This window comes from Actinacidiphila oryziradicis (genome assembly GCF_005047355.1).
Classification (GTDB): domain Bacteria; phylum Actinomycetota; class Actinomycetes; order Streptomycetales; family Streptomycetaceae; genus Actinacidiphila; species Actinacidiphila oryziradicis.
In genome coordinates, this window is sequence record NZ_SUMC01000011.1 from 161,382 (window position 1) to 187,224 (window position 25,843).

Consider the following 25,843-nt stretch of genomic DNA (forward strand, 5'->3'; position numbering starts at 1 on the left):
GAAGAACACGGCAGGGCCAGGAAGTATGTGGGGCCGCCCCCCGAATGCCCCGCGCACTACTCCGATCCCGCGCGTGACGCTGACGGCTTGTGGTGCGGGGTGGAGAAATCCTCGACGACGACCGCGTGGAAGGTGCGCGGGCCATGCACGCCTTCGGCACTCCACCTCTCCGCCGGGCGGAGCCGAAGTCCCGCCATGCCACCGTCGACAACCAGCGCGGTGCTGGTGACCGAGCTGAGCAGCTTCAGGCTGCTGAGTCCGGAACGCCGGTACGACATGGCGCCGCACCGGTCGTCGCGGGGCCGGTAGGGAGGGATGATGCCCACGGTGAGGAAGACGCCTTCTTGGTCCGCCGGGCCGGTCAGGTGTTGTCGGTGGAGAGCCTCAGCGTCACGATCTCGAACGGGCGCAGCGTCAGCTCGATGCGGCCGTCCGCTACCGCCACCGGGGACTTCGGCCGCTCCAGCAGGTCGCACGCCTCGGCCCGCCGCACACCGAACGCTGTGATCAGCCCGGCCCGGACCCGGCTGCCGTGCGCCTCGTGGAGCCGGACGACCACGTCACCACTCGCGTCGTCCGCCAACTTGACGGCGGTGACCACTACCGCGTCGTGGTCCACGCTCACCAGCGGGGCCACCTGCGCGTCGCCAGGCACCAGGCGTTCGGGCAGGTTGATCCAGTAGCCCTCCCGCACCGCGTCGCCGATCCGTGCGCCGGGCACCAGGGCGTAGCGGAAGCGGTGCAGGCCCTGATCGGTCTGCGGGTCGGGGAAGCGCGGCGCCCGCAGCAGTGAGAGCCGGACCGTCGTGGTGGTGCCGGGCGCGTCGTCGTCCGCTGGGCGCACGGTACGGGTGACGTCGTGCCCATAGGTGGAGTCGTTGACCAGCGCCACACCCCAGCCGGGCTCGGCGAAGTGGACGAAGCGGTGGTTGCACGCCTCGAACTTCGCGGTTTCCCAACTGGTGTTGGTGTGGGTGGGACGGTACAGGTGACCGAACTGGGTTTCGGCGGCGTACCGGTCGGTGTGGATGTCCAGCAAGAAGGCGGCCTTGAGGAACTTCTCGGTCTCGTGCCAGTCGACCTCGGTGTCGATGTCCAACCGCTTGACGCCTGCTGTCAGTGTGAGGGTCTGCACCACCCGGGAGGCGCCGAAGGACCGGGCAACGCGGACTGACACGGCGTCGGGCGTCTCGGTGAGTACGGTGAGTTCGTCCACGTCCGTCAGGTTGGTAACGGTGTTGCGGTAGAACTGGTCGACGTCCCAGGCATCCCACATGTTGGGGAAGTCGGGGTGGATCTGCAACAGGTTCGCGGCCTCGCCGGGAGCGACGGTCTCGCGGTCGGCCGCCACGTCGAAGGCGGACACCACGAGCCCGCGCTCGTCGACGGCGACGCGAACCAGGCCGTTGTCGAGCAGATATCCCCCGCCGGCTCGGGCCGAGACGGCGCAGCCGCCGGCGGCCGCGGACGCCGGTCGCGCCCCACCGGCCGCGACGCCGCCGCGGGCGTGCGGTGCCGCGTTGAAGACGACCTCGCCGCCGGCTGTCACGTCTCCGGCCAGGGCGCGCTGCGCGGCCGCGATGAGGGCGTTCAGCTCATCGGCCACGGCGGCGTAGGTTTTCGCGGCCTCCCGGTGCACCCAGGCGATGGAGGAGCCGGGCAGGATGTCGTGGAACTGGTGCAGCAGCACCGTCTTCCAGATCTTGTCCAGATCCTGGTAGGGGTAGGGGAATCCGGTGCGAACGGCCGCGGTGGCCGCCCACAGCTCGGCCTCGCGGAGCAGGTGCTCGCTGCGACGGTTGCCCTGCTTGGTCTTCGCCTGGCTGGTGAGCGTGCCCCGGTGCAGTTCGAGGTACAGCTCTCCTGTCCACACGGGAGCGTGCGGGTATTCGGCCTGGGCCTTGGCGAAGAAGTCGGCGGGCCTTTCCCACTCGACGGTGGCCGATCCTTCAAGGTTGCGCAGCCGGGCCGCCTTGGCGATCATCTCGCGGGTGGTACCACCGCCGCCGTCACCCCAGCCGGACGGCGCCAGAGAGTGCCGGGCGGAACCCTTGTCTTTGAAGTTCCGTGCGGCGTGCGCGATCTCACTGCCCTTCATCGAGCAGGTGTAGGTGTCGACGGGCGGGAAGTGGGTGAAGATCCGGGTGCCGTCGATGCCCTCCCACCAGAAGGTGTGGTGCGGGAACTTGTTGATCTGGCTCCAGGAGATCTTCTGGGTCAGTAGCCACTTGGACCCTGCCGCCTTGATGATCTGCGGCAGCCCGGCCGCGAAGCCGAACGTGTCCGGCAGCCACGCCTCCTCGTTCTCCACACCGAACTCGTCGAGGAAGAACCGCTTGCCGTGCACGAACTGACGTGCCATCGCCTCAGAGCCGGGCATGTTGGTGTCCGACTCCACCCACATGCCGCCGGTCGGCACGAACCGCCCTTCGGCGACGGCGTCCTTCACCCGCGCGTAGACCTCGGGGCGGTGCTCCTTGATCCAGGCGTACTGCTGTGCCTGGGACATGGTGTAGATGAAATTCGGCTCGTCCTCCAGCAGCGATGTCATGTTCGCCGTGGTGCGTGCCACCTTGCGGACCGTCTCGCGCAACGGCCACAGCCACGCGGAGTCGATGTGCGCGTGGCCGACCGCGCTGATCCGGTGCGCGGACGGCACCGCGGGCGCTGCGAGCACTCCGGTCAGCCGTTCACGGGCCTGCGCGGCGGTGCCGCCCACGTCCTGGAGGTCGACCGCGTCGAGCGCGCGGTCGACAGCGCGCAGGATCTCCCAGCGGCGGGCGGTGTCCACCGGCAGCTCGGCCATCAGCTCGCCCAGCACCTCAAGGTCGTGGACGAGCTCCCACACCGTACGGTCGAAGACGGCCAGATCCAGCCGGCCCAGTTTGTACTGCGGCTCGGTGCCGGCTGTTTCCTTGTCGCCCAGCGTGGTGGGAACGAAGGGGTGGTAGTCCAGGATAACCGGGTTGGAGGCGGCCTCGACGTGCAGCAGCACCTGCTCCCCGCCGGCCGCCGGGGATCCGATGCGCACCCACTGGTTGCGGGGGTTGATGCCTTTGACGGGCGAGCCGTCGGGCCGGTAGACGAGCCCCTCGCACTGGAAACCCGGCATATTCTCGTCGAACCCGAGGTCAATCAGTGCTTCCACGGTGTTGCCGGCCCACTCCTGCGGGACGGTGCCGGAGACCGTTATCCAGCTGGTGCCCCAGGGGGCGCCCCACGCGTCGCCGACCGCGATCGGAGTACGGGGGGCGGCGAGCCCCTCGGCGACGGGAACGGGTTCGCCCGGCGCGTTCCAGATGCCGACGTCGAGCGGCACGGAGGCGGGGTAGACGGCGGGGCGGATCCGCTCGTCGAGGACACGCTTGAGACGGGATTCGATGAGATTGCGGTCGTCGTGCATGGTCGTGACTCCGGGATGAAGGTGGGGCGAATCAGAATCGGGGGACGTCGTCCGGGGTGATGACCTCGGTGATGCTGCAGGCGGCGAGGTGGGCGCGACGAGGTATTCGGCAAGCGCACCCTTGCGGGAGCTCCCGGCGCGGGTCTTACTGCCGGACTCAGTAGCGGAACGGGTAGCCGTCCCGCACGAAGGTGATGTCCAGCGGCCGTCGGCGTGGGTATGCGGCAGGTGGCCTCGGCGTGGTGCCACGGGCCGCCCACCTGGATCGTCAGGCGGTCGGCCCGTGGCACCGCCGACGCCGGCCGCTCTGGGAGGAGTTACTGCGCCTGCTCGTCTGGCATCGTGACGAGCTTCTCGAAGAGGAATTCGTGCTTCAGGAACGACGTGTCGTACTCATGCCCTGGATAGGGCGGAATCAGCTGCGCCGCCTGGATCAACCGCCACCCGTCCCGTAGGGCGTCGACGCCCGTCTTGTAAGGCGGTTCGTCGCTGTCCCCGGTGGTCGGCGACGTGAGCCCCGTACCGTCGTAGACGGACCACCCGACCACTTCGGCATCGAGGGCGGACGTGCCCAGATAGAGCACCAGGACCTGCTGGCGGACGGCGGTCATACGGCACTCCTCTGCGGGCGGTTGGAGGTCCGGGTCACCCAGTACTCCAAGTCGAAAGACTCGTCGCCGGTCAGGGCGCGCCAGAGCTTGATCCGGTTGTACATCTCCAGCCGGGCCGTGGCGGGCTCGTACCAGGGGAAGGAGCGTAGCAACTCTTCCGCCACGGCCGGATCGCCGAGATCAGCGGTGTCCCAGAGCAGTCGCTGCCGCACGGTCGGATTGAAGCGGATCTTGAACATGTAGCGGAGAACATCGCTGTCGTTGCGCCGCCCGCCGTGCCAGATCCCGTGGTGCAGAAACACCACAGTGCCCGCAGGGCATACCAATCGGCTCTGCCCGAGCAGATTCTGGTACCGCCCCGTGTCGGTCTCGTTGATCCGCCGCAGATGGGAGCCCGGCACACTCAGTGTGCCACCCATCTCCGGGGTGACGTCCTGCGGGTAATACATCATCTGGACGTCGAAGGCGTCAGGCCGTACATCGATGATCGCGTCGCCGTGCAGCGGCTGGGCGTCGCCCCCGCGTGGCTCGCGGACGTGCACGAAGTGGTGGTCGATGGTCGGATCGGGGCCGACAAGACTACGCAGGGCGCCTGCCACCTCGGGGAGTTCGACGAGGCGGCGGGCGAAAGAGCCCTCCGGGTAGGCCTCGGGCACGGGTATGCCGTAGGGGACAGCGGGGATCCCCGCCGCGAGGACGCCGAGCGCCTCCGCGTTCATCTCCTCCGGGACGACCGCGTCGATACGCAACGAACCGTGCGCGACGAAGTGGGCCATCTGGACGGAGGTCAACAAGTAGTCACTGGTTGCCATGCGTCAAAACTAGGCGGCAGGCTCTGCCCACGCGTAGGTCGTACTCACCCACTACTGGTAGTATTTCACCATGCGCAGAGTATCGGTCCATCTGGACGCACCCCCGCAGGTCGTCAATATCGGCGTCGGCGTCCATGGCCCGGCAGGCCATACGGATGTGTTCCGCCTCCCCGACCTGTGGCAGCTGCACCTCTACCGCTACGTCGCCGATCTGACTGTCGAGGGCACTCCGTACGCCATCCGCCCCGGCCGGGTCAGTCTCGTACCGCCGGCGACGACCGTCCGGTACCACTACCACGGGGATCGCCCGGAGCACCTCTACGCGCACTTGCGCCTGCCTGCCACCGGCACCCCGCGATCCCTCCCCGTGATGCAGGACGCCGGGGCCGAGCTGTCCGCCCTCAACGCGGCGTTGCTGCAAGCCATCGCCGCCGTCCCCACCGCGCCCGGCCGGGTCACCGCCGAGGTCTGGGCGGCCCTGTGGCGGATCGCCCACCTCACGCCCCCGCTCCCGCAATCGGGCCCGCACCCCGCCTTCACGGCCGCGGTCACGCACATCGAGTCGCATCTCGCGAGCCCGCTTACCATCCCCGTCGTCGCCCGCGCCGCGGGGATCTCGCACAATCACCTCACCCGGCTCTTCCGCGCCGAGACCGGCGGCACTGTCGTCGCCTACATCCGCCGCCGCCGCCTGGAGCGGGCCCGGCATCTGCTGTGCGAGTCGACCCTCTCCATTCCGGCGATCGCGGCCGCTGTCGGCGTCCCTGACCTTCAGGCATTCAACAAGGCCTGTCACCGGGAACTCGGCGGTTCGCCCCGGGCAGTGCGAGGGCGCAGCGGGGGCGGCGACGTCGCGTAGAAGACGGGAATCAACTCCACCACGTGACGCGGAGGGGATGGTCCTTGGTCTTCGTGTACTCCGCCCCGGAACCCGCGATGTCAGAGCAGGCGGGGCTGGTGGCCGACGACCCATGCGTCGTGCCCGGGCGGGCACACGAAGACGTCGCCGGGGCCGACCTGGCCCTCCGCGTTCTCGTGGAGCGGCGTCGCAGTCGTTCAGAGCGTGCCTTCGACTGGCTCGACACCGACAGGGCGAGGTAGCGGATCAGCCGGGTGTCCGCGAGCCAGCGGGTGATGACCGGGAGCCGTGGTCACCGTCCTCCGCCGATCAAGCGCCACACCGTTGGGGGCGCGTTCTACGGATCGATCCGGTCCGGATTCCGGGAGCACGTCCATTGCGGGCGAGAGAGGCCGGGCCAGTTGCACGGCGGATGATTTCCATCCTTTTGTCACGCTTCAGGAGCGCCCCAGGCTCAACGGGTCGCCTGCTCGACCAGCTCGAGCAGATGCCGGTACGGGTGGCCGGTCGCCCGGCTCATGCCGAGCTCGCAGGTGCGGTTGGTCGAGGCGTACGCGGCGTACGTACGCCCGGAGAGGGCCGCGGCCTCCCGTGCGGTGGCGGACGCCGTCAGCTCTGGATGCAACATCCCCCGGTCCCCGGCGAAGGCGCAGCATCCCCAGTCGGCGGGGACGGCCACCTCCTCGGCGATGGCTGCGGCGACGGCCGTCAGAGCCTCGTTGGCTCCGAGCCGGGTGGAGGAACAGGTCGGGTGCAGCGCGAGGGATGGGAGCCGATCGGTGACCGTGAGCCCCGGCAGCACCTGCTCGTGTACGAACACCACCGCGTCGATCACGCGGATCCCGCTGCCGTCCAGGAGCTGCTCCAGCCCCTCCGTACAGGAGGCGGCGTCGGAGACCACCGGCAGGCTGCCCTGGCCGGTCGCCTCCAGCAGGGCTGCGACGACCCGTTGCCGCATCTCGCGGTAGCCGGCCGTCATGCCCTTGGACTTCCAGGGGGTACCGCAGCACAGGCCCTTGATCGCAGCCGGGACCGTGAGCCGGATCTCAGCCCGCTCGCAAAGCGCCAGGAACGCTTCGCCGACCCCGGACGAGTCCTGCGCGGGGCCGAAGATCGAGCCGATGCAGGCCGGGAAGTAGACCGCGTGCGGCTCGTGAGCCTGCTGCGGGCGGCGGCGCGTACCTCCCGAAGGGAGATCCATGTCCCACTGCGGCACGTTGTCGGGACCCAGCAGCCGGCGGGCGGCGGCGGACGCCGTACTCGCGGATCTGGGCAGCTTGGCGGCCACGGTCAGCGCCCGGGCCCCGGCCCCGGTGACGGCGCCCCAGTGCTCGGCGGCCTGGCCCCAGGCCGCCTGCGAGAAACGGCCGCGTTGCTCGGCCCGGAGCCGTTTGACCAGTTCGCCGGTGTCGATGAGGACGGGGCAGGCGGTCTGGCACATGCCGTCGGCCGCGCAGGTGTCGATGCCGTCGTAGGCGTAGTCCCGTTCCAGCTCGCCTGCCAGGGCGGTGTCCCCGGCGGCCTCGGCGGCGGCCAGTTCGCGCCGCAGCACGATCCGCTGCCGGGGCGTGAGGGTGAGGTCCTTGCTGGGGCAGACGGGTTCGCAGTAACCGCACTCCACACAGCGGTCGACTTCCGCCTCCACCTGGGGAGTGCTCTTCAGGTCACGGAGGTGGATCTCGGGGTCGCCTTCCATCAGCACACCGGGGTTGAGCACCCGGTGCGGGTCGCACAGCTCCTTGACGGCGCGCATCACCTCGTACAGCTCGTCGCCGTACTGGCGGGCGACGTACGGGGCCATGATCCGGCCGGTTCCGTGCTCGGCCTTGAGAGTGCCGCCGTGGGCGAGCACGAGATCGACCATGTCGTCGGTGAAGTCGATGTACCGCTGCGGGCGTGCTTCCTTGCCGAAACGCTCGTTCAACAGGAAGTGGATGTTGCCGTCCTTGGCGTGGCCGAAGATGACGCTGTCCTCATAGCCGTGCTGGTCGAACAGGGACAGCAGGCTCTCGCACGTGTCGGCCAGCGAGGGGACCGGGACCGCGATGTCCTCGAGCAGGGCGGTCGTACCGGACGGCCGTGCCCCGGCGACGGCCGCGTACAGGCCCTTGCGCACATGCCAGAGCCCGGCGCGTACCTTGGCGTCCGAGGTGAGCCGGGCGGGCGCGGCGAGCGGCAGCCCGGCCAGCAGCTTCGCGGCCGCCGCGGTTCGTACGGCCAGGGCCTCGGCCGCGTCCTCCTGGTACTCCACCAGCAGCGCGGCGTGGCCTTCGACCGTCAGCTTCCGCAGCATCTCGTCGGCCTTCGGGTCCTGCTGGGCGACGCGGAGCGAGGCCGCGTCGAGCAGCTCGACGGTCGCCGGTCCGTCGGCGACCAGGGCAGGGAGTGAACCGGTCGCGGCGCGCAGGTCAGGGAAGACCAGCAGTCCGGTCGCGGCGTGCGGGCGGACTGGAACGGTCCGGAAGGTGGCTTCGGCGACGAAGGCCAGCGTGCCCTCGCTGCCGACGACCAGGTGGGCGAGGATGTCCACCGGACGGGTGTGGTCCAGGAACGAGTTGACCCCATAACCCATCGTGTTCTTGAGCGCGAACTGCCGTTCGATGATGCGGACCGAGCCGGGATTGTCCCGCACCCGGTCCCGCAGCACTCCGAGTCCCTGGTGCAGCGCCGGCTCCAACGCGCGCAGCCGCTCGTCGGCGTCGGAAGCGCCGGTGTCGATGACGCTGCCGCTCGGCAGCACCAGGACCAGCGACTCCAACGTGCGGTAGGTGTTGAACTCCGTACCGCAGGCCATGCCGCTGGAGTTGTTGGCGACCATGCCGCCGATGGTGCAGGCCGACTCACTCGCCGGATCCGGGCCGAGCTTGCGCCGGTACGGGGCCAGCCGGGCGTTCACCTGGCGCACCGTCGCGCCGGGCTGCACCCGCACCCGGGCCCCGCCGTCCAGGACCTCCACCTCGCGGAAGTGCCGCCGGGTGTCGACCAGTACCCCGCCGGAGAGGGCCTGGCCGCTGAGGCTGGTGCCGCCGGACCGGAACGTCAGCGGCGTACCCTGCCGGGCGGCCACCCGGAGCAGCTCCGCGAGCTGCTCGGCACCGGCCGGGGCGACGACGGCCTGCGGGACCAGCAGATAGTGCGAGGCGTCATGGGCCATGGCAAGCCGGTCGACGGCGCGGGTACGCACCCCGCCCGGCACGGCCGCTTCGAGCGCGAGGAGCAGTGTGGGATCGGTGGGATTCATCGGCTGGGGGCCACGATCTGCCGCTGGGCGCCGAGAGCGCCGATACCGAGACTGATGACATCGCCGGGCCGCAGGAAGACCGGCGGGTTCATGCCCATGCCGACGCCGGGCGGTGTCCCCGTGTTGATCAGGTCGCCGGGTTCGAGCACCATGAACTGGCTGAGGTAGTGCACCAGGTGGTAGACGTCGAACAGCATGGTGGCGGTGTTGCCGCGCTGCCGTGGCTCGCCGTTGACGTCCAGCCACAGGTCGAGGCTCCGGACGTCGTCGATCTCGTCCGGTGTGACCAGGTACGGGCCGCAAGGGTTGAACGTCTCGCAGGACTTCCCCTTGGACCACTGGCCGCCCCGCTCCAGCTGGAACGCGCGCTCACTGACGTCGTTGCAGACGACGAAACCGGCGATCGTGTCGCGGGCGGCGTTTAGATCGGGCAGGTACCGGCAGCGGCTTCCGATCACGATGCCGAGCTCCACCTCCCAGTCGGACTTGTCGCTGCCGCGGGGCAGCAGTACGGGGTCGTTCGGGCCGATGAGGGTATTGGGCGCCTTGGTGAAGACGATCGGTTCGGCCGGGACGGCCTGGCCGGTCTCTTCGGCGTGGTCGCGGTAGTTGAGGCCGATACACAGGATCTGGTGCGGCCGGGCGATCGGGGCGCCGATCCGCTGGCCGTTCAGCGGCCGGGGTTCGGCGGTCAGCCGGCCGTCGCGGCGCAGGGCCTCGAGGCGGCGGAGACCGCCGGAGGCGAAGAACGCCTCGTTGAAGTCGTCGACATGGTCGGACACGTCGAGGTACGTGTCGTCGTCGATGCGGAGGGCGGGGCGTTCGGCGCCGACGGCGCCGACTCTCATCAAGTACATGGGAGTCCTTCTGGACACGGCTCTTGGGGCTGGGGGTGCAGCGGGGGTTCAGTCGCAGTCGGTCGGTTGCAGGGCGACGACGCCGTCGGGCAGGTCCGCTTCGTCGATGGCGCGCAGGAACGCGCGCACTGCCTGGTCGCGCGAGCGGCGCTGGTTCCAGAACAGTGCGACGTGCCGGTAGGCCGTCGGTGATTCGATCGGCCGGGTGACCAGGCCGTCGGTGCTGGTGGTGGTCAGGGCCAGGGTGTTGATGAGCCCGATACCGAACGCCGAGCGGACCAGGGCGACCAGGGTGGCCGGCTGGTCGGTCAGGTAGGCGATGGTCGCCCGGGCGGCCTCGGCTCCGAGGACGCGCCGCAGATCGAAGCCGCCGCCTTCCTCTTCGGTGCCCGAGGGGTTGCCGATCAGCGGGTTGGCCAGCAGGTCCGGCACTGTAACGGCGCGCTGTGCGGACAAGGGGTGATCGGCACGCATGACGGCGACGATGGGTTCGCGCCAGATCGGGCGGGTACACAGGCCCGCCTCGCGGGTCGCGGGCAGCAGCGGCCGGAATCCGACGTCGACGGTGCCGGCCACGAGTGCCGCTTCCAGCGAGGCGGCGGTGCCTTCCATGAGTGTCGCGGTGACGCCAGGGTGGTGTCCGCTGAGGGCTCGAAGGACTGACGGCAGGTAGCTGCAGCTGACGCTGGGGTAGCTGCCGACTACCATCCGGACCACGGCCAGATCGATCGTGTTCCGGACGGCTTCCACTCCCTGGCGCAGGTGTCCGAGCGCGGCCTCGGCGTAGGGGCGGAACAGCTCGCCGGCCGGGGTCAGCGTGGTCGGCCGGGACTTGCGGTCGAACAGTTTCGCGCCCAGGGCGTGTTCCAGTGCGGCGATGTGGGCGCTGACCCGGGATTGCGACAGGTGCAGCGTCATGGTCGCCGCACCGAAGCCGCCCTGTTCCGCGACTACGAGGAAGCTGTGCAGCCACGCGGTCTGGATCGATGCGGTCTCGCGCAGCAGCGCATGGCTCAGGTGCTCGCCGGTGGATTCACCAGACATGAGCCACCTATCCATTGTCGTCGCCGACGAGGCCGCCGGAGAGCCAGGCGCTGGTAGCGGCGTCGTGAGGACGATTGTATGAGCGCTGGGCAATGGGGTGTTCTCGACCATGGCTCATGCCGCAGTCATGCCGCCGTCGACGACCAGCGCGGAGCCGTTGATGAACCGTCCGGACGGCGAGGCGACGAACGCTATGACGTCGGCGATCTCCTGCGGTGTGCCCATCCGGCCGTCGAGCTGCCGGGCGGCCATCTGCCGGCGGGTGGCGTCCGGATCCGGCGCGCCCTCGATGATCTTCTCGATCCATTCCGTCTCCACCGTGCCGGGGCACACGGCCACACAGCGGATCCCCTGAGCCGCGTGGTCGACTGCGACGGCGCGGGTCAGGCCCACCAGCCCGGCCTTGGAGGCGCAGTACGCTGCCCGGCGCTGGATCCCCACGACCGCCGCGGTGGAGGCGACGTTGACGATGACGCCGGCGCCGCGGTCGAGCATCAGCGGCAGCAGTGCCCGGGTCATCAGGAACGCGCCGGTGAGGTTGACGCCGATGATCCGGTCCCAGTCCTCGTCGCTGGTGTCCACCACGCTGGCGGCGACGCCGACGCCCGCGACGTTGGCCAGCACCGCCGGGGTGCCGACGGTCAGCGCGATCTGCCGGGCCACGTCGCCCAGAGCGTGGGCGTCCCGCAGGTCGGCGCGGAAGGTGGTGCCCTTCGCTCCGGTCTCGGCCAGCCGTGCGGAGGCGTCGGCCAGGCCCTGCTCGTCGACGTCGATGAGGACGAGCTGGAAGCCGTCGTGGGCCAGGCGCAGCGCCGTGGCTCGGCCTATGCCGGATGCGGCGCCGGTGACTACGGCGATCGGGGGTGCGGGCGTTGTCACTGGTACCGCCTTCCGGGCAGCGAGCCGTCCATGGAGTAGCCGCCGTCCACGTCCAAGGCGGCGCCGGTGGTGTAGCGGGCCTCGTCCGAGGCCAGGTAGCAGATCGCCGCGGCGACCCACTCGGGCTGCGCGACCTCACCGAGCGGGATCTTGTCCGACAAGGCGGCGAGGACTTCGGGCGTGTAGATGGGCCGGCTCATCCCCGACCAGGTCGCGCCGGGCCGCACCGCGTTCACGGTGATCCCGTGCGCTGCGAGCTCGGACGCCATGGTGCGGGTCATCGCCTCCAGGCCGCCCTTGGAGGCGGTGTAGGGCGCCGCGTCCGGCTCGGAGACGACGGCGTGTACGGACGACACGTTGACGATCCGGCCTCGTACCCCTGCCTTCACCATCAGCGCGGCGGCGGCCTGGCACAGGAAGAACACGCCGCCGAGGTTGACCGACAGAACCCGGTCCCAGTCGGCGCGGGTGACCGCGAGCATCGGGGCGATCTTGAGGATGCCCGCCGCGTTGACCAGGATGTCGAGACGGCCGTGGGCCGCGTCTACCGAGTCGATGATCGTCGCGGGGGCGTCGGGGTCGGCGACATCGGCCGTCAGGGTCGTGACGTTGCCGGCGTACTCGGCCGGCCACGGCTCGCTGTGGCGCAGGTCGACGGCGGTGACCAGGGCGCCTTCTTCGAGCAGCCGCAGGGCCGTGGCCCGGCCGATGCCCGAGTCCGCGCCGGTGACCACGGCGATCTTGTTGTGGAATCTCATGCGGGTCCGATCGAAGCGACAGGGGTGGTGAACAGGTTGGCCGGGCGGCCCCGGTGCGTGGTCTCGGCGCGCAGCACTGAGCCGGACAGCGGCCACCGGGCCAGCTGTGTCTCGGTCAGTTCGCGGGAGGCGCTGGTGATGAACATGGTGGTCAGGTCGGGGCCGCCGAAGGTGAGGCTGGTCGGCCGCAGAACCGGGACCGAGTGCGTCTGGCGAACGGTGCCGTCGGGGTCGAAGCAGGTGATGTTCGCGCCGTCCCAGAAGGCACACCACAACCTGCCCTCGCCGTCCACCGCGATCCCGTCGGGGATGCCGTCAACGGCCCGCGTGTCGGCGAAGGCCTCCCCAGGATCCTCGGTGAGGGCGAGGCAGCCGACCTCGCTTTCCACCGGCGTCTCCGGGGTCTCGCCCGCCAGGCCACGGCGCAGGATGCGCCTGCCGAGGATGTCCACACACACCAGCGTCTCGGTACGGGCGTCCCAGCGCGGCCCTTCCGCCAGCCGGTACCGTCCGGCATCGAACACCGTCGCGATCACAGCACCGCTCCGATCCGCCACGGGGCGATCTCCTCAGTGCCGAACCCGAGCAGCTCGGACTTGCTCGGCTCGCCCGACGCCAGGTCCACCAGGCGCTCGAACAGCCTGATGCCTGCGGCGATCTGCTCCTCGCGGGTGAACGCCGCCCCGGCGTCGAAGTCCATGTCGCCGACCATGTGCCGGTACAGCCGGCTGGTCGTGGCGATCTTGAGGCAGGGGGCCGGGCGGGATCCGAACACCGAACCGCGTCCGGTGGTGAAGGCCAGCAGGTTCGCCCCGCCTGCCACCATGCCGGTCGCCGATACCGGGTCGTAGCCGGGGGTGTCCATATAGGTCAGACCCGGGGCCTCGACACGCTGGGCGTAGTCGACGACTGCCCGCAGCGGGCTGCTGCCGCCCTTGAGGACCGCGCCAAGCGACTTCTCCCAGATGGTGGTGATGCCCCCGTCGCGGTTGCCGCGCGAGGGATTGTTGTCCAACTCGGCGCCGCTGGCGCGGACGTACTCCTTCCACCACTCCAGGATCTCGTCGAGGCGATCGGCCAGGCCCGCCTCGGCGGCCCGCGCTGCGAGCAGATGCTCGGCCCCGAAGATCTCCGGGGTCTCCCCGAGGATCGCCCGGCCGCCCGCGGCGACCAGCAGGTCGGCGGCCACTCCCAGGACGGGGTTGGCGGTCAGGCCGGAGTAGGCGTCGCTGCCGCCGCACTGCAGGCCCAGGATGAGTCCGGACAGCGGCAGCGGCTCCCGGCGAAGTCCGGCGACCCCTTCTGCGATCACCGCGACCCGGCGCAGCGCCTCGTTCACCGTCGCGGCGGACCCGCCCAGCTCCTGGATGGTCAGCTGCTCGACCGGTCGGGGCAGGTCCTCCAGGAAGTGCTCGGGTTGGTTGACCTCACAGCCCAGGCTGACGGAAACGACCCCGACCAGGTTGGGATGGGCGGCATAGCCGTGCAAGGTACGGCGCAAGATCTCATCGCCCCGGCCGCCCTCCGCCAGGCCGCAGCCCAGGTCGTGGCCCAGGGCGATCACCCCGTCCAGGCCGGGGGTCCCGGCGTGCGCGGCCTCCGCGGCCTGGGCGACCATCCGGGACACCGTGGCTGCACAGTTCACCGACGGCAGGATTCCGATGTAGTTACGGGTTGCCACAGCGCCGCCGGGCCGCTTGTAGCCAAGGAAATAGTCGCGCGTCGGGGCCACCGGCGGCGTCCACGCGACGGTGGTCTGCCGGGCGTCCATGCGATTGGGCGAGGCCGCACCCCTGACCGCGACGTTGTGGACGTGGACATGGCTGCCCGGGGTGATCGGAGCCGTCGCGTACCCGATCACGGCACCGTATTTCACGATCGCCTGGCCCGCCGGGATGTCGGTCAGCGCGACCTTGTGGCCGGCCGGGATGTCCTGGGCGATCGGGATCCGCGCCGGACCGGCGTCGCAGGTCGCCCCCTCGCGTAGATCAACCAAGGTCAACCCGACGTTGTCGGCGCTGCGGTCGGCCACCAGCAGTCGGGGCCGCCCCAAAGGCGGCACAGGGCCGGCCGTCGTCTCATTCACTCGAGCTCCTTCAAACTGACGTGCGGAGTCCGCTGCCGAAACCGGCGCCTGTCGCTGTTGTGTCGCAAACGCTAGGCGGCGGCTGCTGCTGTCGTGAAGCGTGACAAACGGATGGAAACATCTGTCAGACGACTGACACAGTCAATTGCGCGGGCAATCGGCCATCCACCCGGAATCCGGATCGCATCGATCCGTAACACGTGTCGGCGACAACTCGCGCTTCGCGCACCCGTTCCCCATGATTACGTTCAACCGACGACCACCCCGAGAGGAGCATGATGATCGGCACGAAGACGCCCCTCGATCAGATCGAGCCGGCGAACGGCCGCCGCCAGGCGCGGTGCGCCCGATGAACTCCGCCGTCCGGGCGCCGGTGCCGGTCTTCGCGATCCGCGGCATCGCCCTGCACGACATCTTCTTCCTGTCCGACCGGCCACACTGGTTCCGGAAGTACCGAGACCCGGCAACCGACACCACAGGCGTCTTGAGCGTTGCGTCTCCTCGGCGCTCTCCGCCGTCCGTACGTCGTGCCTGGACCTCTCGGGCCACGTTGAGGAGAGTCCGGCGGACGAAGAAGTTCGTCGGCTGACGTCCGGGATTACGCTTCATGTTGTGTGACATTGTGTCCCACAACTCCTGACCTGCTTCTTTGTCCACCAAGCCGTTGCTCCGCAGCTCCTCGCGGTTACGCTGAGCTAGCTTTCGGATGGTGGAGTACCCCACCTCGAAGTAGTCGGCCACGTCCTGCGTAGTGGCGTGGATGCCATCAGGGCAGAGGGCGAGGGCCTTCACTTTGTCCAGAACGTCGTCCCGGTCCATGTACCGGGAGCGGACGACCCGGCGGACGTAGAAGACGGATGGCGGACGCCCAGGCTTACGCTTCGTGTTAGGGACCGCGGTGGTCCCCAACACTCGACCTGCGGGTTCTCGCCATTACCACTCAGGATGAGTAGCAATTCGTCGCCTTGAACCTCGGCCATGGAGCCCGTTCACGATCAGCTCATCGGCCCCGCACCGCCCGGCACTGGCGGCACAGCGGAGTCTGCCGGGCCTTGTCGACCATTCCCCGCCGCCAACCCCCTACCCCCGGCGCCTTGCCGCACAGGGCCGCGCCGCCGCCATGGAGGGGTCGGACCGACCGCAGCAGGTGGCGGGCCCCGGTGCTGTCGAGGTAAACCCCATGGGCGATCTCCGGCGGCTGATTCATGTGCTCTCCCGCCGGGTTGGTCCCCTTTAGTGACCTCAGTAACTTGGGACGAACCGGACACCGGATCGACCGGCACGGCCGTATCGCCCCGCCGATGAACCGCCGTAACCGGAAGACGGGCATCATCGAGCCGATTGGCGACCCGTCCGGTCGGCTCACCGCCCAGGCCGCCGCGCAGGTCGTCGAGCGCGCCGCCGACGCCGCCGGACTGAAAGGACAGTGGACCGGGCACTCCCTGCGCCGCGGCTTCGCCACCGCCGCCCGTAAGGCTGGCCACGACATCGTGAGCATCGGACGCCACGGCGGATGGGCCGACGGCTCCAAGGCGCTCCTCGGCTACTTCGAGGACGTCGACAAGTGGGAGGACAACCCGGTTACCGGGACGGGCCTGTGACCCGGCGCGGCCGGAGGCCGGACCTGATGCCCGCACCGTGCGTACCAGGTCCGGCGGGGCCGTTCAGCCGAGCTTGCCTGCTGCCGTCTCGTACTCGCCGGCCTGCTTGGGCGTGAGGAATCGGGAGACGCGGACCACGGTGCTGCCGTGGACGTAGTCGTATTCGGTGAGGGCAGGCATGCTCTTGGTGACGGCCTGGATGTACTTGGCGCGGGCCGTGGCGTCGGCCGGATCGCTGAAGACTTCTATGGCGCCGCCGAGTTCGACATCACCCTTGCTGAAGCCCGAGGTATCGGCCTTGGCGATGCGGCTGTCGGCGAACGTGATCTTCGACGTGTACTGGTTGGGTCGGCCGAGCAGGTGGTTGCTGTCGTTGGCGGCCGTGACTGTGCCGGTGAGCCGCGCCGTGGTGACGGTCTTGGCGAGCCCAGTGAATGCCGTGGTGGCGGTGAGCGGTGTGCTGGCGGCGGTGGAGCTTTGGGCCGCGGCCGGGCTGCTGGCGGCGGGCGTGCTCGTGCTGGCGCTACTTCCGCATCCTGCGAGGAGCAGAACGGCGGCGGCTGCGGATAGCACGGTGGTGCGGGTGTGGTGCATTGGTCCCTCTCTAGTGTGTGACGACCCATTCGAGCGGAACGGCCGCTGTGGGGGAAGTGGTGTTGCTGTTCCGTGACGCTACGGTTTGGGCACAGAGGCGGCTATCGTGAGGCGCCCTTCAAGGTGATTACGGCTCCGGCCAAGGTGGTCACGAAGACGGCCAGGCCGCGGGCCGTCACGACCACCCACGCGGCCGCTCAGGCGCCGGTGGCGACGTGTGCCTCACATACGGTCGGGACGTGTGCCGCCGGGTCGCCGCATCCGGCCGGGGCGATGGCGCAGTGCACGGATGGCAGCATCAGCTTCTCGGCGCATTTCCAGGGGACGTGCAGCCGCCACGGCGGTGGCGTCGAGTACTGGTACCAGTAGGCAGAAAGCCGACCCGTGCCTGAGCGCCTGTTCGAACAAGAGGAAGGCACCCTACGAGAGGGCGGCCGACACCTGCGCGAGGCAGGGAAGGAAGCAGCGCAAGGAGCAGCGGAAGCAATGAAGGCGTCGGCGTAACGGCGCAGCTGACCCCGGACGCACGAAAGCCCCCCCGCCGGCGTCCCGGGCGGTGCCTTCGCCCTGCTCGGTCAGACCGGCACCAGCGCTGTCCGGTGCCACTGATCCTTGACCGATTGCCACTGAAGATGGACCACTGCGCGGTTCGTGCCATCGAACCTTGACCACCCTGGTCAGAGCCTTGCTGGGCGGTGTCAGACCCTTGCTGGATGATCTGGCCATGCTGATCGCGACCAACGAGCGTGGCCATGTGGTGAAACGCCCGTCCAAGCCTGCTATCGGGACGATGCTGGCCAACCTTCGACGGGGGAACGCCCACATGGTCCTGGAGCGGGTGGATGAGGAACAACCTGGCAGCTGGTACATCCAGGTCCTGCTCCGCGACAACAACACCTTCCAGCTCGAATACCGGGACGGCGTCGCTGAGCTGCACTATCAGACGCAGACAATCTCTCAGGACAAGGTCCTCGGGGCGCTGCTCGGTTGGGCCGGGGCAAAGCCAGGCTGGCGAGACGGCTTCATGTGGAACAACATCGCCGCCGAGTTCAGCCCCCAGTGCCCGTGATACCCCGGAGCCGTCCGGCGGCGCGGGGCCATCGACGGGTGCGGAATCGGCCTGACCAGGGTGGTCAAGGTTCGATGGCACGAACCGCGCAGTGGTCCATCTTCAGTGGCAATCTGTCCCGTCTCAAATGATCTGGTCTGTTGACGGCGCTGTGACCTGCGGCGACCAGATCAATTGAGACGCCGGGTTGCCGGAAATCTCAGGTGATCTGGTCCCGGAAGGATGGATGGCGGGTGCCGTCTCAGTTGATCTGGTTCGGTTCCGTCGTTTCGAACTGATACCACGCCTGGGTGGTCAGCCACGCCTGGTAGTCCCTGAAGATCCGGGCGAGGCCGTCCGGTCGCTCACGCGCGTGGAAGAACTCGCTCAGGAGTCGGTAGAGAGTGATCACGGCGTCGGTTTCGGCCCTGGGTGTGAGCGGGTGGATCCAGCCTCCTGGCGCGAGGTGGCGGACCAGGGCGGCCCAGGTCATGTCGTGGCCTCGGCCGAGGCGGACCACGAGCCATTCCTGGAAACCGGTGAGCATGTGCCAGGAAGTACCGGCGTCCAGGCCGAGGATGAAGGCGGTGGCCGTGGCGAAGGTGCCATCGATGCCGTGCCTGGCGGGTTCCCGGCGAACGGCGGTCAGCAGGGCCCGGTGGTGCTTGAAGACGCCCGGCTGGAAGGTCTGCCGGGATTCTGCGAGGGAGTTCCCCGAGGTGCGTCCTGGGTGGCTGGTCAAGGTGTCCGGGTTCTTGAGCGGATGGCTGGACATGTAGCGGTGGACGGTGGCGTAGGCGACGGTGGCGTCGTGTTCGTCCAGCAGACGTTCCCAGACCAGCCGGACCGGGGGCAGTTGGCCCGCGTGGGTGGCGGCGTGCTCGTCGAGGATGGCGTCGATGGCGGGGCCGACTCGACCCTTCGCGGGGCCTTCGATGGCCGGACGCTGTTTGCGGGGCGGCGGTGTGGGCGAGGCCAGGGCCTGGCGGACAATGTGCTGGCTGACGTGATGCAGCTTCGCCAGCCGCTGGACCGACAGTTCTCCAGCGGCAACGTCTTCACGGATCGCTGCGAAGAGTGCGGGCTTGTCCGCACTGGTTGTGACGTGACGCTTGGGCCTGGCCGGCTCCTCTCGCTTCCGTCGCACCAGGTCGATCAGCGCTCTTTCCAGGGCGTCTTGCTGACGGCCAGTGGCAGCGGCGAGCCGGTCGGCTCGGGGACGTTTCCCACATCCGTAGTCCGGCGGTCCGACGAGGTATCCCCGCAGGTAGCTGGGCTTGAGATGATTGGCGCGGGCCAGGCGGCGGATGTAGGAGTCGGTGGTCTCCCCGCTCCTGGGTCGAGGGCGGGCCGGTAGCAGGCGAGGTCGATCACCGTCGTCAGTGCCAGCCGTCATGAGGCGGGCTTGGCCTTCCGGGTCTGGGCGGCGCGATCGAGCTTGACGCGTTCCAGCGACTGTCGGGTGATCTTCTCGGTTTCGTCCAGGATGGCGTCGATGGCGGCTCCGCGGATGAGGTGGGAGAGGCTGCCGATCATGCCACCGGTGCGCTGGTGGAGATAACCGGACAGCCCTTCCAGGGTCTTCGGCTGGTGGTGGTGCAGCCGCAGGGCCGCCTCGAAGGTGCTGACCAGGCCGGTCCATTCCTGGGTGCGGGGGAAGGGAACGGTGTCGATGACCGCGAAGCGCCCGGCGATCTGCCGACCGCGGGTGCCGTTGAACAGCCCGTTTGCCTCCAGGTCCACCCCCGCATAGACGAAAGTGGCCGGGATCCGTTCAGAGAAGTACTTCAACGTGTCCGAGACCTCAGCGCCGTTTCTGGTCGCAAGCGAGAGATTGTGCAACTCGTCGACACACACGACGCTCACTCTCGCGTCGATCAGGACGCCGCAGACCGCCTCGATGACGTCGGTGATGTTGGCACGGGTGGTGACGGGAAGGCCCAGGAAGCGGGCGAACTCGACGGCCAGCATGCGCGACGTCGCGGCGGGCGGGACGGTGACGTAGACCACCGGGATCCGGTCGAAGCCCGGGTGCTGACGCCGGTCGATGACCTCGATGGTCTTGCCGAACTGGGTGAGTGCGGTGGTCTTTCCGGTCCCGGCCGCGCCGGACAGGATCAGGCCCCGGCGGGCGCTGATCGCGTGCCGGTTGAGCAGGGTCAGGCGCCTGCCGGCGTGCACGACCGTGCGCAAGGTTGAGGTCGCGGCCACGGTCAGGCGCGTGTGGTAGTCGAGGCGGCCGTCGTCGTAGTCCAGCCGTCCGTCGTCGTCCAGGTCGGCGAGTTGGTTCTCGGTCAGGAGGTCGGGCGGGGCCGGGTCCTGGGTGGTGAACTCCCGCCAGCCCTCCAGGGTGGTGAGGTAGCGGTGCAGGTCTTCGCGGTCCAGGGCGCGTCGCCATCCGTGCTGCCGACCTGGGTCCGAGTCCTGGCCGGGGGTGAGGCCGGTCGCGGTCACCATCGCTTGTCCGCCTCCTTGAAGGGGTCGAAGACGCCGAGCGGGATGACCTTCGCGATCGGCTCGTCGTCTGTGCCGTCCACTGCCTCGTCACCGTGGAGAGGCGGATCGTGCTCGGCGACTGGAGGCGGCTCTGGCCTGGGCGGATGCGGTCCGGTGCTCTCGGCGGCGGCTCGGGTCCGGGCCGCGACGCGCCGGTCGCGCTTGGATGGCCGTGCGGCATGTCCGTCGCCCTGGTCGGTCGGTCCCTGGTTGGCTCTGACCAGGAGCTTGGCGACGGCCTGGGCGGTCTCCTGTTCGGTCGGTGTCGGGTTGTCCTTGCTCCGCAGGTCGGCTGCCGCGTGGTCCCAGGCCAGGTCGCCGAAGGGCTGCGGGACGCTGCCGAGGTGCTTCCAGGGGACCGGGATCCAGCCGGTCTCCCAGTGGTGGCGCATCCAGATCCAGCCAGCGTCGTAGGGGTCGCGGTGGATCTCCCACAGGTTCTGCTTGCGCGTGACGCCGGAGGGCTGGCGCCGGAACGGACCCAGGTCGGGGCAGTCGTAGACCCGGTTGTTGATTTTGATGCCGTAGGAGTTGACGACTCGCCAGGTCGCGGGCAGCAGTTCGACGTAGTCGTCGCCGCTCAAAGCGAGGGGGACGTAGCCGGCGCTCTCGACCAGGGCGGCGTACTTCTGGTTCGGTGTGAAGGTCCGGCCGGGGACGCCCGGGTCGCGGAGCCCGTCATGGGGCCTGTTCTGCCACTTGGCGATAAGCCACTCGTCCAGGAAGTCCTGGATCTCCAGCATCGACCACAGCGGTTCGTCCTCCACGCCTCGGCCGCGGTGTTCGGCGGTCCGGCCGAGGTAACCGGAGACGAACTGGCAGAACAGCGTGGCCACCGATTCAAGTGTGCGTTCGATATGGGGCTTCTCCGCCGGGGAGCGTGGGTGGCAGGGCTGAAAGGTGATCTCCAGGGTGCGGTAGGCGGAGCGGAAGTTGTCCGAGATGAACGCCTTGCCCCGGTCGCAGACGATGGTCTCCGGGATGATCACCGGCCGGGCCGCAGCGTGCTCCAGGCGCTCGTCCAGGGACAGCAGCCTGCGGTGTGGCAGCACCGAACGGGACATCTCCAGGGCCTGGACCCAGCCGGGCCGCATCGGCTCGGGGGTCAGCGCGCGGGCCAGCAGCAGCGAGGCGTCCACCGACTTGGTCGTCGGCCGCACCACCGCCGCGGCAACGGTGCGCGTCGCCAGGTCAACGAGGGCGCTGAGCTCAACCCTCCCGGGAACCCCGTCGTCCAGCCGCACCAGCACGTCCAGCGGGGTGGAGTCGATCTGCATCAGCTCGCCCGGCGCCGCGACCGACTCGTAACGGAACGGCCCCTCGGGCTGGTCGGCCAACGAGCGGCGCGTGCGGGCCGAACCGGTCACGTGGACTCCGTGCGACAGCTTCTCGAAGAGCCGGTAGAACGTGGCCCGCGACGGCATCTCCACCACGCCCTGGCCGTGTTCGGCGTCCAGGATCCGCTCGGTCCGCCAGCGCGCGTGCTCGATCGTGCGGGTGGAGGCCGGGACGCTCTCACCGATCGCCTGGCGGATAGCCGCCACCACCCTCGCATCGGCCCGCCCCAGCAGCGAAGCGTGCGGGGCGAGCCGGTGGTCCACCACCGCCGCGATCCCGCCGGCCTCGTACTGCTGGCGCTTGCGCTTGACCGTCCGCGCCGTGACCTCCTCGCCCAGCGCAACCAGCTCGGCCGCCTTCGCCCGCTCGCGTTCCGCCAGCGAACGGCCGGCCGGATCGTACTCGGGCTTGACCCGGGCCCCGGCTGGGGCGTCGGGCGGCAGACCGGTGAGGAGTTCGACCAAGTGCCGCTGCCACCACAAAGCGCGCTCGGCCACCGGCCCGGGCAGACGGTCCAGCGAAGCAGCCGAACCCAGCGCTGCCCGGTCGCCGACCCCGAGCACCGCGAAGTCCTCAGCCGACTGCAGGTGGACCTGGTCGACGAGCATTCCCGTGCCGAGCGCGTCGGCCAGCCGGACCCGCATCCCGGTCAGGCCGACCACGGCATAGGTGCGCTCCTGGAACCTGACCCGGTCACCGAGCCGCAGCCGACCGGGCCGCGCAGAGTTCACAGCCGACCCCGGGACGTCAGGTGCACCGGGGTGTCGGTGCCCAGCGGGTCCATCACCAGGTCCGCCGCCAGTTCCTGCCGCCAGAGCAGGTGGTAGAGCACCGGCAGCACGGCCAGCCGGTCCCCGACCTGCTCGGCCCCGGCGAGCAGGGGCAGGGGTTCGGCGAAGACTTTCCGCAGCCGGTCCGCCACCGGCGCGCGATGGCAGCGGCCGTGGCGGTAGCGCGACAGCCAGCGCAGGTTCACCCGGTAGGGCTGGTGCAGGTCACCGATGTGGCGGAACTGCCAGCCGACCCCCTCGCAGACGCGTGCGGTGAACGCGAAGACCTCGGCAGTGACCTCGTCGACCAGGTCCTCCGGTCGCACGTCGACAACGACACCTGTGCCGTCCAGCAACCGGGCGAAGTAATCCGGGGTATGCCCGCGCTCCCGCTCCCCGTCCGTCCAGGTGAGACGGAAGGGCTGCGAGGCCAGCGCGACGACAGCGGGATCGAAGTCCAGCGCCATCGCCGCGTCCCGCTCCACCCACGACTCGTAGCCCACCTGAGTCCGCGAGGTGGCCACCCAGTACTCACCAGTGAAGTTCTTCCGCCCCTTGAACGAGGCGAACGACCGCACCGGCGAGGCCAACTCGAAGGGCTCCCCCCACCAGCACGTCAACGGCCCGGAACGCTCGACACCGTCGGCGTCGACGAACCCGACCTCGACGCCCGAGGCGTACTCCCGGGCAGAGGCCCTCAACGCCGACCCGTCCATCGACACCCCCAGCCGCGATCTCCCCTTCACTGCGAGGGTGAGGCACCACGAGGACGCCCACGACAGAGAGCCGGTTGCCGTCACCCGAAAAGGTGACAACTCGTCTCAAACAATCTGGTCGACGCAGGCCAGCAGGGACTTGACTGCTTCTGGGGAGCTCACTCCCGGCTGGAGAGAGGGGCACGCAGCTCGACGCGGAGTCGGATGGACGTGTCGATGGGCAGTCCCATGCCGGCGTAGCGAAGATCCTTTGAGTAGCGTGCGATGAGGTCGAGATCCCGTAGCTGCCGCTGCAGCTCGGAGGCCAGTGCCTCGTCCGTATCGACGGGGAGTTCGTCTTCTTCCTGCTCAGCCAGATACTGAAGATGCTGGTCGATGGCCTCCACTGCCCGACCGCTGGTCCAGACGGCGAAATCCTGGCAGGTGAACAGGTAGGCATGCGCGGCATACAACGCCGCCGCTGCAGCCGACTCGTCCGCGTCATCAGGCCCGTCCTGACCGTCGTTGTGGCAGTACTCGCTGAGCATGTACTCGGCGACACCGCGCTTGACGGCCGAAAAGGCGGTCGAGTCACCGAGAACGCCCTCCCAAACGGAATTCAGCAGGGGCCGCAAGCTCACAGTGAACGACGCCTGCTCGTCCTCCGGCAGTGCCTCGTGCCAGCCCATCAGGCGTTCCGCGACACCGGCGGCGAACACCCCACGCTCGCCAGACGACACCGACTTCAGTCGCTCCTCCACCAGCGCCGAAAGCTCCTGCCACGTATCCATTCGAGCCACCCCAGAGTCGCGATACCAACGTGCTCACGCCAGCCAGGGCGATCATCGCAGTCACCAGTGACAACGCCACACCCGAGCCCCCAGCGGCCTCTGCGCTCATCAGCGAAGGCTGCCTCCCTCCGACGGGTGTCCTGACGGACCAGATCATCTGAGACGACGAGCGAATCGGACCAGATCATCTGAGACCGGGACCAGATCGCGTGAGACGGGACAATCGGTCAAGGATCAGTGGCACCGGACAGCGCTGTCTCGTCTCGCCGAAGGTTGAGCGTGTCTCATCGAAGGCTGAGCGGTGAGCGGGGTCCGGTCGAGTTCTTACGACACGGGTTCGAACACTGTGTTCCACGCCCTGGCGAGCACTTCGCCGACGGGACCGTCCGTCAGCTGTGGCGCGCCGAACCTCATCGCCGCATCAAGCAGCGCAAAAAGGGCGCTCGTCCATGGCTCCCCCAGAACCTCATTCCCATCTTCGTCCACGGTGAGAGAATCCGAACCGGCGCAGGACCGAGCAGCGGTGAGAACGACGTGGTGGATCGCGAGGAACCCGTATCCCACCGGTGATCTCGAAGGGCCGGCCCCGGGATAAGCCAGAGCCGATCCGTGACGCCAGGTCCGGTAGGGGGCACCGTTCGGCTGGTCGGCGAGCCACCGGCCCCATGCCTTGCCGTACTCCAGGCCGGCTGTGGTATCCCGGGCGGAGGCAAGCCTTCGCGCACGTTCCTCATCCAGGGCGAGCCCGGCTTCCAGGACACGGACCACAGCGTCGCCCCGCGGTCCGAAGAGCACCGACGGCGGGATCTCCTCCAACAGGTCGACAGCGATGGCGCGGGCGAATCCCGTATTCGCCCCCGTATTCGCCCGCGCCATCGCGGCGCGCTCCTCGTCCGTTGCCCCGGGCACCACCCGGGCCCGGAACAGCCGACCGGGCCAGTGCTGCGCGAAGACCTGCTCCAGCGTGCGGCCGACCAGGATGTACGGCGGCTCGAACGACGGCAGTACGACCCGGGCACCGGCCGCCGCCTTCAGGTAGCCAGGAGCTTCCTCATCAACGAAGACGAAACCCTCGACGGGATACACATCCGCCGACTCCCCCACTGCCACCCCTACCGGCTAAGACTCGCACCCACTCAAACTCCGATGCGACGAATCTACCGGTCACCGAGGTTCGGTGAGAATGCTCAACCTTCGATGCGACAGCACAAGCGCCCATCATCTGGCCGACTCCACGCCGCGCGGCTACGCTCGAATATATGTACGAGTTGCCGCCGGATTTGGAGCGCCTGCGGGTGATCCGTGTCTACCTGCAGATGCAGCTCGCCGCGGTCGACGCGAAGATTCAGCAGGCCAAGAAGGTCGCAGCGCAGCCACCGGAGCCACGTACCGAGCTGGCGTGGCGGCTGCAGCACGTGCCCAACCCCGACGGCGACACTGGCCACGGCGTGGTTCACCGTGACAGTTGCCGCGTCAAAGGCGGCGGACGGCTCGACCGGAAGGCGCTGGATCTGGCGTCACGACGTGCAGCATCTGCCAACCGGAACGCGGCCTCGACCCGTGACCGGCCCCGGACGCGCGAAGGGCACGGCAGGGCCGACGGCGACGGTCAGCGATCTGTGGGTGGGGGCGGTCCGCTGGTGTGGAGCTGTCGGTGGCCGTTGAAGGGGTGGGCCGTGATATGCGGCCGGTGGAGGTGGTGGGAGGCGGTGCGTTCGATGACCAGGAGGGCGGCGTCGTCGTCGAGTCGCCCACCGGTGTGAGCGAGCAGGTCGCGGTGGATGTGGTGCAGCAGGGCGTCGGGGCCGGATGCGGGGAGGGAGGCGACCCGTTCGGCGAGAGGGTAGAAGTCTCGGTCGGGTGAGCGGGCTTCGATGACGCCGTCGGTGTAGAGCACGAGCAGGTCGCCGGTTTCGAAGATGAACGGGTCGACGGCGCGGCTGGGGATGGGCGGTTCGGA

The 25,843-nt window shown here is 69.2% G+C and carries 24 protein-coding genes and 1 pseudogene; 5 read left to right on the forward strand and 20 right to left on the reverse strand.

Annotation, left to right across the window (positions count from 1 at the left end):
- Positions 1-56 precede the first annotated feature (56 nt).
- The 4 genes from FCI23_RS15035 to FCI23_RS15050 form a co-directional block, all read right to left on the reverse strand.
- A complete protein-coding gene (locus FCI23_RS15035; protein ID WP_136724378.1) occupies positions 57-326 on the reverse strand; it encodes a hypothetical protein in 270 nt (89 codons plus the stop codon).
- Positions 327-361: 35 nt separating this feature from the next.
- Positions 362-3,403, reverse strand: coding sequence for an alpha-mannosidase (locus FCI23_RS15040; protein ID WP_136724379.1), 3,042 nt, complete (start codon positions 3,401-3,403; stop codon positions 362-364).
- A gap of 317 nt (positions 3,404-3,720) precedes the next feature.
- Entirely contained in the window at positions 3,721-4,014 is a 294-nt protein-coding gene (locus tag FCI23_RS15045) for a hypothetical protein (protein ID WP_136724380.1), read from the reverse strand.
- Positions 4,011-4,826 (reverse strand): phytanoyl-CoA dioxygenase family protein, encoded by an 816-nt coding sequence (locus FCI23_RS15050; protein WP_211265328.1) that lies wholly within the window; start codon positions 4,824-4,826, stop codon positions 4,011-4,013. Before FCI23_RS15050 ends, FCI23_RS15045 begins: the two co-directional genes overlap by 4 nt.
- A gap of 70 nt (positions 4,827-4,896) precedes the next feature.
- Here FCI23_RS15050 and FCI23_RS15055 point away from each other — a divergent pair, with 70 nt between their 5' ends.
- The gene (locus FCI23_RS15055) at positions 4,897-5,685 is read left to right on the forward strand and encodes an AraC family transcriptional regulator (protein ID WP_136724381.1); all 789 of its coding nucleotides are present in this window, start codon (positions 4,897-4,899) and stop codon (positions 5,683-5,685) included.
- A gap of 80 nt (positions 5,686-5,765) precedes the next feature.
- On the opposite strand, the pseudogene FCI23_RS59565 reads toward FCI23_RS15055, so the two are convergent.
- From FCI23_RS59565 to FCI23_RS15095, 8 genes and pseudogenes are all read right to left on the reverse strand, one after another.
- Positions 5,766-5,855 (reverse strand): annotated as a pseudogene (locus tag FCI23_RS59565) (cupin); the annotation flags it as partial.
- 284 nt (positions 5,856-6,139) lie between these two features.
- Positions 6,140-8,926, reverse strand: a complete 2,787-nt coding sequence (locus FCI23_RS15065) for an FAD-binding and (Fe-S)-binding domain-containing protein (protein ID WP_136724382.1) — start codon at positions 8,924-8,926, stop codon at positions 6,140-6,142.
- Positions 8,923-9,783 carry a fumarylacetoacetate hydrolase family protein gene (locus FCI23_RS15070; protein ID WP_136724383.1) on the reverse strand — a complete coding sequence of 287 codons (861 nt, stop codon included), beginning with the start codon at positions 9,781-9,783 and terminating at the stop codon, positions 8,923-8,925. Before FCI23_RS15070 ends, FCI23_RS15065 begins: the two co-directional genes overlap by 4 nt.
- A 48-nt stretch (positions 9,784-9,831) precedes the next feature.
- The gene (locus tag FCI23_RS15075) at positions 9,832-10,827 is read right to left on the reverse strand and encodes a LysR family transcriptional regulator (protein WP_169316800.1); all 996 of its coding nucleotides are present in this window, start codon (positions 10,825-10,827) and stop codon (positions 9,832-9,834) included.
- A gap of 114 nt (positions 10,828-10,941) precedes the next feature.
- Positions 10,942-11,706, reverse strand: a complete 765-nt coding sequence (locus tag FCI23_RS15080) for an SDR family NAD(P)-dependent oxidoreductase (protein WP_169316801.1) — start codon at positions 11,704-11,706, stop codon at positions 10,942-10,944.
- Positions 11,703-12,464, reverse strand: a complete 762-nt coding sequence (locus FCI23_RS15085; RefSeq protein WP_136724386.1) for an SDR family NAD(P)-dependent oxidoreductase — start codon at positions 12,462-12,464, stop codon at positions 11,703-11,705. The genes FCI23_RS15080 and FCI23_RS15085 overlap by 4 nt, the downstream gene beginning before the upstream one ends.
- Entirely contained in the window at positions 12,461-13,021 is a 561-nt protein-coding gene (locus tag FCI23_RS15090) for an SMP-30/gluconolactonase/LRE family protein (RefSeq protein WP_136724387.1), read from the reverse strand. Before FCI23_RS15090 ends, FCI23_RS15085 begins: the two co-directional genes overlap by 4 nt.
- The gene (locus FCI23_RS15095; protein ID WP_211265330.1) at positions 12,997-14,550 is read right to left on the reverse strand and encodes a UxaA family hydrolase; all 1,554 of its coding nucleotides are present in this window, start codon (positions 14,548-14,550) and stop codon (positions 12,997-12,999) included. The genes FCI23_RS15090 and FCI23_RS15095 overlap by 25 nt, the downstream gene beginning before the upstream one ends.
- A gap of 349 nt (positions 14,551-14,899) precedes the next feature.
- Between FCI23_RS15095 and FCI23_RS15100 the strand changes: the two genes are divergently transcribed.
- Both FCI23_RS15100 and FCI23_RS15105 read left to right on the forward strand, forming a co-directional pair.
- Complete coding sequence (locus tag FCI23_RS15100) at positions 14,900-15,139, forward strand: DUF6875 domain-containing protein (protein WP_136724388.1); 240 nt, start codon at positions 14,900-14,902, stop codon at positions 15,137-15,139.
- A gap of 661 nt (positions 15,140-15,800) precedes the next feature.
- On the forward strand, positions 15,801-16,151 hold the full coding sequence (locus FCI23_RS15105; RefSeq protein WP_246143717.1) for a tyrosine-type recombinase/integrase: 351 nt from the start codon (positions 15,801-15,803) through the stop codon (positions 16,149-16,151).
- Positions 16,152-16,214: 63 nt separating this feature from the next.
- On the opposite strand, the gene FCI23_RS15110 is transcribed toward FCI23_RS15105, so the two are convergent.
- Positions 16,215-16,745 (reverse strand): hypothetical protein, encoded by a 531-nt coding sequence (locus FCI23_RS15110; RefSeq protein ID WP_136724389.1) that lies wholly within the window; start codon positions 16,743-16,745, stop codon positions 16,215-16,217.
- A gap of 207 nt (positions 16,746-16,952) precedes the next feature.
- On the opposite strand from FCI23_RS15110, the gene FCI23_RS62355 reads away from it, so the two are divergent.
- Positions 16,953-17,114: a DUF3761 domain-containing protein gene (locus FCI23_RS62355; RefSeq protein ID WP_265737745.1), complete on the forward strand. Its 162-nt coding sequence runs from the start codon at positions 16,953-16,955 to the stop codon at positions 17,112-17,114.
- A 295-nt stretch (positions 17,115-17,409) separates the two neighbouring features.
- A complete protein-coding gene (locus FCI23_RS15120; RefSeq protein WP_246143718.1) occupies positions 17,410-17,814 on the forward strand; it encodes a hypothetical protein in 405 nt (134 codons plus the stop codon).
- A gap of 241 nt (positions 17,815-18,055) precedes the next feature.
- Here FCI23_RS15120 and FCI23_RS15125 read toward each other — a convergent pair whose 3' ends face one another.
- From FCI23_RS15125 to FCI23_RS15155, 7 genes are all read right to left on the reverse strand, one after another.
- Positions 18,056-19,189, reverse strand: a complete 1,134-nt coding sequence (locus FCI23_RS15125) for a TniQ family protein (protein ID WP_136724390.1) — start codon at positions 19,187-19,189, stop codon at positions 18,056-18,058.
- Positions 19,186-20,250: an ATP-binding protein gene (locus tag FCI23_RS15130; RefSeq protein WP_136724391.1), complete on the reverse strand. Its 1,065-nt coding sequence runs from the start codon at positions 20,248-20,250 to the stop codon at positions 19,186-19,188. The genes FCI23_RS15125 and FCI23_RS15130 overlap by 4 nt, the downstream gene beginning before the upstream one ends.
- The gene (locus FCI23_RS15135; RefSeq protein WP_407645962.1) at positions 20,244-22,235 is read right to left on the reverse strand and encodes an integrase; all 1,992 of its coding nucleotides are present in this window, start codon (positions 22,233-22,235) and stop codon (positions 20,244-20,246) included. The genes FCI23_RS15130 and FCI23_RS15135 overlap by 7 nt, the downstream gene beginning before the upstream one ends.
- Before the next feature lie 119 nt (positions 22,236-22,354).
- Complete coding sequence (locus FCI23_RS15140; protein WP_136724408.1) at positions 22,355-23,113, reverse strand: TnsA-like heteromeric transposase endonuclease subunit; 759 nt, start codon at positions 23,111-23,113, stop codon at positions 22,355-22,357.
- A 158-nt stretch (positions 23,114-23,271) separates the two neighbouring features.
- Positions 23,272-23,883, reverse strand: coding sequence for a hypothetical protein (locus FCI23_RS15145; protein ID WP_136724392.1), 612 nt, complete (start codon positions 23,881-23,883; stop codon positions 23,272-23,274).
- Between the two features lie 324 nt (positions 23,884-24,207).
- Entirely contained in the window at positions 24,208-24,993 is a 786-nt protein-coding gene (locus FCI23_RS15150) for a hypothetical protein (protein WP_136724393.1), read from the reverse strand.
- 499 nt (positions 24,994-25,492) lie between these two features.
- A partial coding sequence (locus FCI23_RS15155; RefSeq protein ID WP_136724394.1) for a PP2C family protein-serine/threonine phosphatase occupies positions 25,493-25,843 on the reverse strand: 351 nt, incomplete at its 5' end.